Below are 12,714 nucleotides of genomic sequence, written 5' to 3'. Positions count from 1 at the left end.
TGCAGCCTTGTCGACGACTGAGAAGGACACCATGTCTGACCCGAACGGCCCCCAGTACCCTCAGCAGCCTCACCAGGGTGGGCAGCCCCACAATGGTCAGCCCCAGAACGGGCAGGCGCCCTACGGGCAGCAGCCATACGACCAGTCCCAGCAGTATGGGCAGGCGCAGCCGGGAGGGCAGCAGTTCGGTCAGCAGCCTGGCGGCTACGGTCGGGAGCCAGGCTATGGCCACGGCGACGGCGGCTACGGTCAGCAGCAGCCCGGGTACACGGGCTACGAGCAGCAGGCGCCGTCTGCCCAGCAGGCTCCAGCGCAGCAGGCCTACGGCGCACCCCAGCACGACCAGTACGGGCAGCCGCAGTTCGGTGCTCCGGCGCAACAGGGGCAGTACGGCCAGCCGCAGTACGGCGCGCCGCAGCAGGGACAGTTCGGTTCCGCTCAGCAGGCGCAATACGGCCAGCAGCCCGGTCAGCAGTTCGGTGGGCAAGGCTACGGGCAGCAGCCAAAGGCGCCAGCGCCCGTGCTCGGCATCATCGCGGTCGCACTCGGCGCGCTCTCGCTTCTTCTCCTCCTGCTCCCGGGGTGGGCCTACATCGTCTCGCTCGTGTTCGGCCTCGGAGCCGTCGGGCTCGGTATCGCCGGGCTCCGTGCGCCCAAGGGTCTCGGGCGCACGCTCGGGATCGTGGGCCTCATCACCGGTGGACTGGCCGTGCTGGTCGCTCTTGCGACGCTCATCGTCGTCCTGACCGTCTGAGGTCTTGTCCGTCAGCCCAGGCGATCGGCGAGGATCGCGACTCGCTTGTCGCCGATCCTGGTGAGGATCAGCACGGCGGAGCTGGCTCCCTTGAGTGCCAGCTTGCGCCGGAACTCCGCCGGGTCGATGTCGACGCCGCGTTTCTTGATCTCGAGCACGCCGATATCGCGCTTTCGCAGTTCGCTCTTCAGCGATGACACATGCAGGGGGAGCACCTCGCGGACCAAGAAGGCGCTCGCGAACGGGGAGGGTGCGAAGGTGTCCGCCGTCATCCACGCGATGCTCTCGGAGATCATGGTGGCCTCGAGCGACCGCGCGAGGTCGCCGATGAGGCGGGCGCGGATGATCGCCGGGTCGGGTTCGTAGAGCACGGCCCCGAGCTCGCCGACCTCGGCATCGTGCACGTCCTCGCTGCTGGTGAGCTCGGTCGCCCCCTGCTTGCCGATGACCAGCGCCGACCGGCGGATGCCCGCGCGCGCGGCGTCGTGCATCCACACCGTCGCCTCGACGAGGTCGCCGCCAGACGACACCCACTGGGTCTCGGCATCCTCCGGCAGGTACGAGTGGTCGATGCCAGGACCGAGCTTGACGCCTGTAGGGCGCTCGCGGCCAGCCGCGAACACGAAGTCGAGCGCCGGGCTCCAATCAGAGGGATCGAAGTGCCGCGCGGTGCTTCCGCCGCTGGTCGTTCGCCGAGCCGGGTCGAACCAGAGCGCGTCGAAGCGGCCGAGGTCGACCTCCTCCGCCCTGCCGTGCTTGACCTCGGCGTTGGGGAACGGTGCGAGGTTGTGCGCCGCGATCGCCGCCGTGACCTCGTCGAGGTCGTAGGCGGTCACCTCGAGCCCGAGCGAGGCGAACGCCATCGAGTCGGCGCCGATGCCGCAGCCCAGGTCGGCGACGCTGACCGCGCCCGCTCGACGGAACCGGTCTGCGTGGTGGGCAGCGACCTGCAACCTGGTCGCCTGCTGCAACCCGGCGTCGGTGAAGAGCATCCGCTCGGCGAAGGGCCCGAACTTGGCGAGCGCGCGACGCCGCAGCTTCGCCTGCGTCACCACGGCGGCGACGGTCGCGGGCGATCCGCCGGCGGCACGGAGCCGCGTCACGAGCGCGAGCGCGTCTGCGGACGACGCGACGGCCGGGGCGTCGTCGAGCAGCGTCATCGCCTCGGGCGTGAGGAGGGCCAGGAGTTCGTCGCGCTGCACGTTCACTACGCTACCGGCGTACGCCCGAAGACGGCGCCGCGTTGCAACCCTCGCCGGATCGCCCCTACACTCGGAGTTAGCACTCTCATGGGGAGGGTGCTAATTCTGAACTTCCTATCGCTGAGAAAGAGGTCAACCGTGTCGGTGAACATTCAGCCGCTCGAGGATCGCATCGTCATCAAGCAGGTCGAGGCCGAGCAGACCACGGCTTCGGGTCTTGTGATTCCGGACACCGCCAAGGAGAAGCCCCAGGAGGGCGAAGTCGTCGCAGTCGGCCCCGGCCGCATCGACGACAACGGCAACCGCGTGCCGCTCGACCTCGTGGTCGGGGACAAGGTCATCTACTCCAAGTACGGCGGAACCGAGGTCAAGTACGGCGGCGAAGAGCTGCTCGTGCTCTCGGCTCGCGACATCCTCGCGAAGATCGTCTAGTCTCCAGCTCCACTGAGACTGCCAGGTCCTTCGGGACTGACTGGCTCGCAATGGCGTCCACCTCCGGGTGGGCGCCATTCGTGCATCCGGAGCTCGGCTCGGGCGTACGATCGCGAGGTGACGGAATCTCCTCGGTCCGGCCTCTGGCTGGCGTTCAGCGCGTATGCGCTCTGGGGGTTCATGCCCCTCTACGTCGTGGCGACCGCTCCGACGACACCTGTCGAGCTCATCGCGTGGCGCATCATCCTGAGTGTCGTGTTCTGTCTGCTCGGCGTGCTCGTCATGCGCGCATGGCGTCCGTTCCGGGAACTCATCTCGAAGAAGCGGGTCGTGCTCGGCCTCGGCGTGGCCGGGGTCCTGGTCTCCGCGAACTGGCTCTTCTACGTGCAGGCCGTCGCCACCGGGCACACGCTGGATGCCGCGCTCGGCTACTTCCTGAACCCGATCGTGTCAGTTGCGCTCGGGCTCGTCTTCCTCCGCGAGAGGCTGCGCCCGCTGCAGTGGGTTGCGGTGGGCCTCTCGCTCGTCGCCGTCCTGGTCATCTCGCTCGGCTACGGCCGCATCCCCTGGCTCGGCCTCGGCGTCGCCATGACGTTCGGGCTGTACGGTCTCGTGAAGAAGCGGGTCGGTGTGCAGGCGGACGCGCTGAGCGGGCTCGCCGTCGAGACGACCCTGATCCTCCCCATCGGAGCGATCTGCCTCGTCTGGACGATCCTGTTCGGCGGCGGGATCACGTTCGGCACGGTGTCGGCGGTGAACACGGGCGTCCTCCTCTTCGCCGGTGTGGTGACGAGCGTGCCGCTGCTCCTCTTCGCCGCGGCGGCCAGACGCCTTCGCCTCATCGAGCTCGGACTGATGCAGTACATCGCGCCGATCCTCCAGTTCGTGCTCGCCGTCGCGGTCTTCTCGGAGCCCATGCCGCTGGAGCGGTGGATCGGGTTCGCGATCGTCTGGGTCGCGCTCATCCTCTTCACGATCGACCTCGTCCGGACGGCTAGACTTGGCGCCAGGATTCCCTCGGTGGCTGACCAGCTCGGTCCGCCGACACGGGGCTGAGGCCCGAGGGCCGCGGAGTGGGACGTCCCGGGAATGCGTCCGCGGTTCGCGCTGTTCCACCACCACTGAGCTGTTTCCCCACACACGCGGATGCCGCCGAGCGGCGCATCCCAGATACCTCCTGGAGCGTAATGACCGAGTCGGACCCCTTTGGCTTCACCGGATTGACCTACGACGATGTGCTGCTGCTCCCGGGGCACACCGACGTCATCCCGTCTGAGGTCGACACGACGACGCAGCTGACGCGCGGCATCACCTTGCGCGTCCCGCTCGTGTCGGCGGCGATGGACACGGTCACGGAGGCTCGCATGGCGATCGCCATGGCGCGCCAGGGCGGCATGGGCATCCTGCACCGCAACCTGTCGATCGACGACCAGGTCGAGATGGTCGATCGAGTCAAGCGGTCCGAGTCCGGGATGGTCACGAACCCGGTCACGACGACGCCGAACGCGACCGTCGCGGAGGTCGACGAGATCTGCGGGCAGTACCGCGTCTCCGGCCTCCCCGTGGTCGACGAGGTCACCGGCAAGCTCGTCGGCATCATCTCGAACCGCGACATGCGCTTCGTCCCGGAGTCCGAGAAGCGTTCGACGCGCGTGCACGAGGTCATGACCGGTGAGGGGCTCGTGACGGCGCCCGTCGGCATCTCGGGCGACGACGCCTACAAGCTCCTCGGCAAGCACCGCATCGAGAAGCTCCCGCTCATCGACGACGAGGGCAAGCTCGCCGGGCTCATCACGGTGAAGGACTTCGACAAGAGCGACAAGTACCCGAACGCCACGAAGGACGACGCCGGGCGACTGCGCGTCGGAGCCGCGATCGGCTTCTTCGGCGACGGCTGGGAGCGCGCAGAGCGCCTCGTGGCGGCCGGGGTCGACGTGCTCGTCGTCGACACGGCCAACGGCCAGTCCGCGGGCGTGCTCGACATGATCCGGCGCCTCAAGAGCGACCCGGTCATCGGGCACGTGCAGGTCGTGGGCGGCAACGTCGCGACGCGCGAGGGCGCGCAGGCGCTCGTGGATGCGGGTGCTGACGCGGTCAAGGTCGGTGTCGGTCCCGGCTCCATCTGCACCACGCGCATCGTCGCCGGCGTCGGCGTGCCGCAGATCACGGCCGTCTACGAGGCGTCGCTCGCCGCGACTCCCGCGGGCGTGCCGGTCATCGCGGACGGCGGACTGCAGTACTCAGGTGAGATCGCGAAGGCGCTCGTCGCGGGCGCGTCGGCCGTCATGGTGGGCTCGCTGCTCGCTGGCACGGACGAGTCGCCCGGTGATCTCATCTTCGTCAACGGCAAGCAGTTCAAGAGCTACCGCGGCATGGGCTCCCTTGGCGCCCTGCAGTCGCGCGGCGAGCGCACGTCGTACTCGAAGGACCGCTACTTCCAGGCGGATGTCCCGAGCGACGACGAGCTCATCGCGGAGGGCATCGAGGGCAAGGTCGCGTACCGCGGCTCCATCCGCCAGTCGGTGTTCCAGCTCACGGGTGGCCTGCGTCAGTCGATGTTCTACGTCGGCGCTCGCACGGTGGCCGAGCTCAAGGCGAAGGGGCGCTTCGTGCGCATCACGCCCGCGGGGCTGAAGGAGTCGCACCCGCACGACGTGCAGATGGTGTCGGAAGCGCCGAACTACCGTCGCTAGCTGTCGCAGCGGCGTGGCGCGTCGGGGTCTCCCCGCCGCCGCGCCGCAGCAGCGGGCACGGGGGAGGGCTAGGCTAGGCAGGTGACTGAGATCGAGATCGGCCGCGCAAAGCGAGCCCGCCGCGTGTACTCCTTCGACGATGTGGCGATCGTGCCATCGCGGCGAACCCGTGACCCGGAGGATGTCTCCATCACGTGGAAGATCGACGCGTTCACGTTCGACATCCCGCTCATCGCAGCTCCCATGGACTCGGTCATGTCGCCCGAGACGGCGATCGGCTTCGGCAAGCTCGGCGGCCTCGGCGTGCTCGACCTCGAGGGCCTGTGGACTCGCTACGACGACCCGGCCCCGCTGCTCGCGCAGATCGCGGATCTGCCTGCCAAGCAGGCGACCGCCAAGCTCCAGGAGATCTACCGCGAGCCCGTCAAGGGCACGCTCATCAAGGAGCGCCTGCAGCAGATTCGCGAGGCCGGTGTGCCCGCGGCAGGTGCGCTCTCCCCGCAGCGCACGCAGCAGTTCATGAACGATGTGCTCGAGGCAGGCACCGACCTCTTCGTCATCCGCGGCACGACCGTGTCGGCCGAGCACGTCTCGCACAACCAGGAGCCCCTGAACCTCAAGCAGTTCATCTACGAGCTCGACGTGCCCGTCATCGTCGGCGGGGCCGCGACGTACACGGCCGCCCTGCACCTCATGCGCACGGGCGCCGCCGGCGTGCTCGTCGGCTTCGGCGGCGGAGCGGCGTCGACCACGCGTCGCGTGCTCGGCATCCACGCCCCCATGGCGACGGCCATCGCCGACGTCGCGGGTGCTCGACGCGACTACCTCGACGAGTCGGGCGGACGCTACGTGCACGTCATCGCGGACGGCGGCATCGGCACGTCCGGTGAGCTCGTGAAGGCCATCGCCTCCGGCGCCGACGCGGTCATGATCGGCGCGGCGCTCGCACGTGCGACGGATGCGCCTGGTCGCGGCTGGCACTGGGGTGCCGAGGCGCGCCACGAGAAGCTCCCGCGCGGAAACCGCGTGCAGGTCGGGCAGGTGGCTCCCATGGCGGAGATCGTCGCGGGCCCCGCTGACAGCGCCGACGGCATCTCGAACCTCACGGGAGCCCTCCGCCACTCGATGGCGACGACCGGCTACTCGGGACTCAAGGAGTTCCAGCGCGCCGAGATGGTCGTTGCCCCCTACACGCCGACGGCCTAGCCGGAGCCGCGGTCGGGCCGGCTGACGGCTCGGTCAAAGGTTGAGCGTTCAGACTTCCCCTACAAGCGGCAACTGAGAACGAGGAGCAGGTTATGGCGAACAGCGTCTCTCGAAGCGACAAGCTCGGCCCGCAGGAACGTGCTGCGGCGATCGAGTCCCTCAAGACCAAGAACCTCGACGTGCTCGTCGTCGGCGGCGGCGTCGTCGGTGCGGGTGCCGCACTCGATGCCGTCACCCGAGGCCTCAGCGTCGGCATGGTCGAGGCGCGCGACTTCGCCTCCGGCACATCGAGCCGTTCGTCGAAGCTCATCCACGGCGGCATCCGGTACCTCGAGCAGATGAACTTCGGCCTCGTGCGCGAAGCGCTGCTCGAGCGCGGTCTGCTCCTGCAGCGCCTCGCCCCTCACCTCGTGAAGCCCATCCGCTTCCTCTACCCGCTGAAGAACCCGCTCGAGCGCTTCTACATCGGCGCCGGCATGCTCATGTACGACCTCTTCGCGAAGACCGGAGAGGTCAAGCCGGGCGTGCCCATGCATCGCCACTACACGCGCAGCCAGGTCGCGAAGATGTCTCCCGGGCTGTCCAAGAACTCGTTCTCGGGCGGGCTCACCTACTACGACGCGGGCGTCGACGACGCGCGGTTCGTCGCGGTCCTCGCCCGCACGGCATCCTTCTACGGCGCCCACGTCGCGCCGCGCGTGCGAGTCGAAGGCTTCCTCAAGGTCGGCCAGCGCGTCGTCGGCGCCCAGGTCGTCGACCTCGAGACCGGCGAGCGCTTCGAGATCCGTGCGAAGCAGGTCGTGAACGCCACCGGAGTCTGGACCGACGACACCAACAAGATGGTCGGCGAGCGCGCCTCCTTCCGGGTCCGCGCCTCCAAGGGCGTCCACCTCGTCGTGCCCCGCGACCGTTTCCAGTCGGCGTCCGGCCTCCTCCTCCGCACGGAGAAGAGCGTGCTGTTCGTCATCCCGAACGGTCGCCACTGGATCATCGGCACGACGGACACCGACTGGAAGCTCGACAAGGCGCACCCCGCCGCGACGGCCGCCGACATCGACTACATCCTGAAGCACGTCAACGAGGTCCTCGCGGTGAAGCTCACCCGAGCCGACGTCGAGGGCGTCTACGCGGGCCTTCGACCGCTGCTGTCCGGCGAGTCGGATGAGACCTCGAAGCTCTCCCGCGAGCACATGGTTGCGCACTCCGTGCCCGGCCTCGTGCTCATCGCCGGTGGCAAGTACACGACCTACCGCATCATGGCGAAGGACGCGATCGACGCGGCAGCGGATGCGCTCGACGGCAAGATCCCCGCCTCCACCACCAAAGACATCCCGCTGCTCGGCGCCGTCGGCTACAAGGCCGCCTGGAACCGTCGCGGGAAGATCGCCCGCGCCTTCGGCCTGCACCGCGTGCGCATCGAGCACCTCCTCAACCGCTACGGAACGCTCACGGACGAGATCCTCGACCTCATCCGTCAGAACCCGAAGCTGGCGGAGCCCATGCCCGGTGCCGACGACTACCTGCAGGCGGAGATCACGTACGCGGCGACCCACGAAGGTGCCCTGCACCTCGACGACGTGCTCGCGCGCCGCACCCGCATCTCCATCGAGGCGTGGGACCGCGGCATCTCGGCGGCTCCGGTCGCCGCGCGTCTCATGGCGGACGCCCTCGGGTGGGACGAGGAGCGCACCCAGCGCGAGATCGACACCTACGTCGAGCGAGTGGCGGCAGAGATCGCGAGCCAGGAGCAGCCCGACGACGAGTCAGCCGACCGCATCCGCCTCGAAGCTCCCGACATCGACTCGGTCCTCGGCCACGCCGGTGACAACACGCCCTTCGGAACTGCTCCGGCTCTGCCGATGATCGAGGTCGACGAGACTGCAGACGTCGAGGCCGCGACGGTCAAGGCCGAGTCGAAGGACGCCCAGAAGTCCTGATGTCCGAAGCTGCCAGCGCTCATCCCGCGCCGCCGTCGATGGGTCGAGTGCTCGTGCGCCCCAAGTGGTTGGGCGTGCTTGCCCTCGCACTCGTCGTCGCGTCGGTCTTCGCGTGGCTCGGGCGCTGGCAGCTGGAATCCGCGTTCCTCTCACTGGAGCACGGCAGGACCGTCGCCCAGGAATCGACGCAGCCGCCCGTGGGTCTCGGAGAGCTGGCGCAGCCGCAGCAGCGGGTTGCTGATGCGGCCGTCGGCCGGCAGGTCACGTTCGCCGGTGTCGTGGATGCCCGCGATTTCGATGTCGTCGCCGAACGACTCCAAGGGGAGCGGCTCGGCTACTGGGTGATCGGACACGTGGCGGTCACGGATGACGAGGCCGGCGGGTCCGGTGCGGCTGAGGTGGCCCCGGGGCTTGCGGTCGCGGTCGGGTGGACGGAGGATGCGGCTTCGGCGACCGAGCTGGCGACGAGGCTGCAAGCCTCGGCGGGCGATGGAGAGCTCGAGCTCTCCGGCAGGCTCGAGTACGGGCAGGCGCCGCAGGTCAATCGCGGTGACGACGCGCAGGCGCTCACCGCAATGGCGCCGACGCACCTCATCAACCGCTGGGCAGAGCCGGCCGCGCAGAACTACGGCATCTACGTGAGCCTCGACGAGCCCTCGATGCTGGCGGTTCTCGGTCCAGCTTCTGGCAGCGGGGAGCTCGAGGCCATCACGCCCCAGGCCCTCGAGGCTCCGCAGCTCAACTGGCTGAACATCTTCTACGCCATCGAGTGGGCGCTCTTCGCCGGGTTCGCGATCTTCATGTGGTGGCGGCTCGCCCGCGACGAGTACGAGAAGGAGCGCCGTGAAGCGGCCGAGGCGCCGAGCGTGCTCGCCGAGCAGCTCAAGCGCGACCGGCTCAAGGCCATGCTCGACGAGCGAACGAAGGGCGAGGCCCTTCGCCTAGACTAGAGGCCATGCCTCACGACGCCCTCCTGAACGCCAACCCCGGTTTCCGACGGGCGCTCCGCTTCTATCAGGTGACGGCGTACGTGACCGGCATCCTCCTGCTCCTGCTGTGCATCGAGATGTTCCTCAAGTACGCCTTCCACCTCGAGGTCGAGGCGTTCGGCCCGTTCGGGGTCATCGCGCTGGTCCAGGAGGGCACGACGACCGCGCTCAACCTGAGCCTGTGGGTGCTCGTCGTGCACGGCTGGTTCTACGTCGTGTACCTCGTCGCCTCCTATGTGCTCTGGCAGCAGATGCGCTGGCCCATCGTCTGGCTCCTCGCCATGGCGGCTGGCGGTGTCGTGCCGTTCCTGTCGTTCGTCACCGAGTGGTTCATGTCGCGACGAGCGAAGCGCGACCTCGTGCTGCGAGAAGAACAGCGACTCGCCGCCGCCGGTGAGGAGCAGAAGCTCCGCGACTTCGAGGCGAGCCTGAGCGAGTCGGAACGCGAGCAGCTCGAGAGCGATGTGCAGCAGTCACTCGCCGAGCACCAGCGCCGCGCGAACTGACGCGCCAACTTTCCCAGCCGCACTCTCCGCACCACCCGAAAGGTGTCCATGGCAACCACCGACCCGCAGGCCACAGCTCCGCAGCAGTCGACAGATCAGCGCCCAGTGCTCGTCGTCGACTTCGGCGCGCAGTACGCCCAGCTCATCGCTCGGCGCGTTCGCGAGGCGAGCGTCTACTCCGAGATCGTGCCGCACACCATCTCGGCCGAGGAGGTGGCCGCGAAGAACCCCGTCGGCATCATCCTCTCGGGCGGCCCCTCCAGCGTGTACGCCGAGGCGGCTCCGTCGCTCGACTCGGGCATCCTCGACCTCGGAGTGCCGACGCTCGGCATCTGCTACGGCTTCCAGGTCATGGCGACGCAGCTCGGTGGCGAGGTCGCGAAGACCGGTCGTCGTGAGTACGGTTCCACCGCGGTGAAGCTCGCAGGCGGCGAGTCGAGCCTGCTCGACGGTCAGCCAGACGACCAGACGGTGTGGATGAGCCACGGCGACTCGGTCGCCCGCGCGCCCGAGGGCTTCACGGTGCTCGCCACGACGGAGGACACCCCCGTGGCGGCGTTCCAGAACACTGAGCGGGGCCTCTACGGGGTGCAGTGGCACCCCGAGGTGCTGCACTCCGAGCACGGTCAGGCGCTCCTCGAGGGTTTCCTGCACCGAGCCGCCGGCATTCCCAGCGACTGGACCCCCGCGTCGGTGATCGACGAGCAGGTCGCACGTATCCGCGAGCAGATCGGCGACGCCAAGGTCATCTGCGGCCTCTCCGGTGGTGTCGACTCCGCCGTCGCCGCCGCCCTCGTCTACAAGGCCGTCGGCGACCAGCTCACGTGCGTGTTCGTCGACCACGGCCTGCTCCGTCAGGACGAGCGCCGTCAGGTCGAAGAGGACTTCGTCGACGCGATCGGCGTGCGCCTCGTGACGGTGGATGCACGCGAGCAGTTCCTCACGGCACTCGCGGGTATCACCGACCCGGAGGACAAGCGCAAGACGATCGGCCGCGAGTTCATCCGCAGCTTCGAGCAGGCCGAGGTCGACCTCATCAAGGAAGCGCAAGAGTCGGGGGAGCGCATCCGCTTCCTCGTCCAGGGCACGCTCTATCCTGACGTCGTCGAGTCCGGCGGCGGCACCGGCACGGCCAACATCAAGAGCCACCACAACGTGGGCGGCCTGCCGGAGGACATGCAGTTCGAGCTGGTCGAGCCGTTGCGGACGCTCTTCAAGGACGAGGTCCGCGCTGTCGGCCGCGAGCTCGGAGTACCGGAGCCCATCGTCGCTCGCCAGCCATTCCCTGGCCCGGGGCTCGGTATCCGCATCATCGGCGAGGTCACGCAGGAGCGGCTCGATCTGCTGCGCGAGGCAGACGCGATCGTGCGCCAGGAGCTGACCGCGGCCGGGCTCGACACGGAGATCTGGCAGTGCCCGGTCGTGCTGCTCGCCGACGTCCGCTCGGTGGGCGTTCAGGGTGACGGTCGCACCTACGGGCACCCCATCGTGCTGCGTCCCGTCTCCAGCGAGGACGCCATGACGGCCGACTGGACGCGTCTGCCCTACGATCTGCTCGCGCGCATCTCGAACCGCATCACGAACGAGGTCGACGACGTGAACCGCGTGGTGCTCGACGTGACGTCGAAGCCGCCGGGAACCATCGAGTGGGAGTAGTCCTCAGCGAGAGCTGAGCCGGACGGGGATGCACATCGTGCATCCCCGTTCGTGCATTCTGTGCCAAATCGGGTGAAATCTGAGCAGAAGCGCGACACCAGCGTTCCGGAGCTCGCGGCGCGGCGGCGAGCGACCGGTGTCCGGGTGCAACGCCCCGGGCAAATGTGCCCGGACATAAATGCCTGGTTCGGGTGATCAAAACCGAGGAGGCGAAAGGTTTTCGGTTTCCGAGCCAGGGATTCCGGATTTCCGAGCCGGGAACCTCGGGTGCCCGGACGGGAGAAAATGCCTGTTACCTGGGCGAATCGTGGCTAGTGATGCTCGTTGGGTGGTGGCATGGTTGAGGGGTTCCCAGATGTGCAACTTCACCTCCCCGCTCAGAGAGTTCGCGACATGGCACCACGCTTCCCAGCCGACCCGCTTCCCCAGGTACCCGCCGACACAGGGCTGATCTCGACGCCCCAGGGCGAGGACTCGACCTCAGGTCATCTCGTCGACCATGAGCTGCTGCAGGACGCCGCGGGTCAGCTCCTCGAGGCGGACCCCGACCATGGGCTCTCCGTCGAATACCAGGGCCAGTGGGCGTCAGTGCGGCCAGGCGAGCGCATCGAGATCGGGCGCGACGCCGACATCCGCCTCGACGCGAACCCGTTCCTGCACCGCAAGCTGCTCCGCATCGCCGCGAAGGATGGGCTCTGGTTCGTGTCCAACATCGGGACCCGGATGACGCTCAGTGTCGTCGACGGTTCGGGGCGCGTCCAGGGGCGGTTGTTGCCAGGCGCGCACCTTCCGATCGTCTTCGAACGCACGAGCATCCATTTCTCCGCCGGCGAGCGCCAGTACGAGGTCAAGGTGCACGCCGCCTCACCGGTGTACATGGATCTGCCGGGCGGCCCCGGCTCAGCTCCGGAGACCGCCGGGCGCGAGCTGACGCACATCGCGCTGACCCCCGCACAGCGCCTCCTGCTGCTCGCGCTCTGCGAATCGGTCCTGCTGCGAGGCGAGCACGGCCTCGGCGACATCCCCACGAGCGCTCGCGCCGCTGAACGCCTCGGCTGGACCGTCACCGCCTTCAACCGCAAGCTCGACAACGTGTGCGAGAAGCTCGACCGCATCGGCGTGGAAGGCCTCCGCGGAGGGGCTCGCTCCTACGCCACCAACCGTCGCGCTCGACTCGTGGACTACGCCGTGCGCAACAAGCTCGTCGGTGAAGACGAGCTGTACCTGCTCGACGTCGATCCCGAAGCGGGGTTCGACGACCGGACGCTGCCGGCGCGCCGGTAACGCCACGCACCGCACGTCAGACGAACGAAGGGCCGCTCCTCTCGGAGCGGCCCTT

At 68.5% G+C, this 12,714-nt stretch carries 11 protein-coding genes; 10 read left to right on the top strand and 1 reads right to left on the bottom strand.

The genetic code is table 11. The features are described 5' to 3' along the window. Positions 1-31 precede the first annotated feature (31 nt). A complete protein-coding gene (locus ABVF28_RS08450; protein WP_371030185.1) occupies positions 32-754 on the top strand; it encodes a hypothetical protein in 723 nt (240 codons plus the stop codon). 11 nt (positions 755-765) lie between these two features. Here ABVF28_RS08450 and ABVF28_RS08445 read toward each other — a convergent pair whose 3' ends face one another. Next, a complete protein-coding gene (locus ABVF28_RS08445) occupies positions 766-1,956 on the bottom strand; it encodes a methyltransferase domain-containing protein (RefSeq protein ID WP_371030184.1) in 1,191 nt (396 codons plus the stop codon). A gap of 138 nt (positions 1,957-2,094) precedes the next feature. Here ABVF28_RS08445 and groES point away from each other — a divergent pair, with 138 nt between their 5' ends. From groES to ABVF28_RS08400, 9 genes are all read left to right on the top strand, one after another. Beyond that, complete coding sequence (gene groES, locus ABVF28_RS08440; RefSeq protein ID WP_068479200.1) at positions 2,095-2,388, top strand: co-chaperone GroES; 294 nt, start codon at positions 2,095-2,097, stop codon at positions 2,386-2,388. A gap of 117 nt (positions 2,389-2,505) precedes the next feature. Continuing rightward, positions 2,506-3,444 carry an EamA family transporter RarD gene (gene rarD / locus ABVF28_RS08435; protein ID WP_258068284.1) on the top strand — a complete coding sequence of 313 codons (939 nt, stop codon included), beginning with the start codon at positions 2,506-2,508 and terminating at the stop codon, positions 3,442-3,444. Between the two features lie 131 nt (positions 3,445-3,575). Continuing rightward, positions 3,576-5,081 carry an IMP dehydrogenase gene (gene guaB, locus ABVF28_RS08430; RefSeq protein ID WP_104312689.1) on the top strand — a complete coding sequence of 502 codons (1,506 nt, stop codon included), beginning with the start codon at positions 3,576-3,578 and terminating at the stop codon, positions 5,079-5,081. An 81-nt stretch (positions 5,082-5,162) separates the two neighbouring features. Further along, on the top strand, positions 5,163-6,287 hold the full coding sequence (locus ABVF28_RS08425) for a GuaB3 family IMP dehydrogenase-related protein (RefSeq protein ID WP_371030183.1): 1,125 nt from the start codon (positions 5,163-5,165) through the stop codon (positions 6,285-6,287). A 92-nt stretch (positions 6,288-6,379) separates the two neighbouring features. Next, the gene (locus ABVF28_RS08420; RefSeq protein ID WP_104312688.1) at positions 6,380-8,224 is read left to right on the top strand and encodes a glycerol-3-phosphate dehydrogenase/oxidase; all 1,845 of its coding nucleotides are present in this window, start codon (positions 6,380-6,382) and stop codon (positions 8,222-8,224) included. Further along, on the top strand, positions 8,224-9,174 hold the full coding sequence (locus ABVF28_RS08415) for an SURF1 family protein (RefSeq protein WP_179556266.1): 951 nt from the start codon (positions 8,224-8,226) through the stop codon (positions 9,172-9,174). Before ABVF28_RS08420 ends, ABVF28_RS08415 begins: the two co-directional genes overlap by 1 nt. A gap of 5 nt (positions 9,175-9,179) precedes the next feature. Further along, positions 9,180-9,719, top strand: a complete 540-nt coding sequence (locus ABVF28_RS08410; protein ID WP_371030182.1) for a DUF3817 domain-containing protein — start codon at positions 9,180-9,182, stop codon at positions 9,717-9,719. Between the two features lie 48 nt (positions 9,720-9,767). Continuing rightward, positions 9,768-11,375 (top strand): glutamine-hydrolyzing GMP synthase, encoded by a 1,608-nt coding sequence (guaA, locus tag ABVF28_RS08405; protein WP_179556267.1) that lies wholly within the window; start codon positions 9,768-9,770, stop codon positions 11,373-11,375. 393 nt (positions 11,376-11,768) lie between these two features. Further along, positions 11,769-12,659 (top strand): hypothetical protein, encoded by an 891-nt coding sequence (locus ABVF28_RS08400; protein WP_371030181.1) that lies wholly within the window; start codon positions 11,769-11,771, stop codon positions 12,657-12,659. The last annotated feature ends 55 nt before the right edge of the window (positions 12,660-12,714 follow it).

It is taken from the genome of Pseudoclavibacter sp. JSM 162008 (assembly GCF_041366455.1).
Lineage (GTDB): Bacteria > Actinomycetota > Actinomycetes > Actinomycetales > Microbacteriaceae > Pseudoclavibacter.
The sequence above is the reverse complement of the archived record's forward strand: the minus strand, read 5'-3'. Positions and strand labels throughout refer to the sequence as shown.

Excerpts from the sequence above, each read along its gene's own strand:
- ABVF28_RS08450 (WP_371030185.1), top strand. The coding sequence starts at position 32 with ATGTCTGACCCGAACGGCCCCCAGTACCCTCAGCAGCCTCACCAGGGT.
- guaB (WP_104312689.1), top strand. The coding sequence starts at position 3,576 with ATGACCGAGTCGGACCCCTTTGGCTTCACCGGATTGACCTACGACGAT.
- ABVF28_RS08420 (WP_104312688.1), top strand. The coding sequence starts at position 6,380 with ATGGCGAACAGCGTCTCTCGAAGCGACAAGCTCGGCCCGCAGGAACGT.
- ABVF28_RS08415 (WP_179556266.1), top strand. The coding sequence starts at position 8,224 with ATGTCCGAAGCTGCCAGCGCTCATCCCGCGCCGCCGTCGATGGGTCGA.
- ABVF28_RS08410 (WP_371030182.1), top strand. The coding sequence starts at position 9,180 with ATGCCTCACGACGCCCTCCTGAACGCCAACCCCGGTTTCCGACGGGCG.
- guaA (WP_179556267.1), top strand. The coding sequence starts at position 9,768 with ATGGCAACCACCGACCCGCAGGCCACAGCTCCGCAGCAGTCGACAGAT.
- ABVF28_RS08400 (WP_371030181.1), top strand. The coding sequence starts at position 11,769 with ATGGCACCACGCTTCCCAGCCGACCCGCTTCCCCAGGTACCCGCCGAC.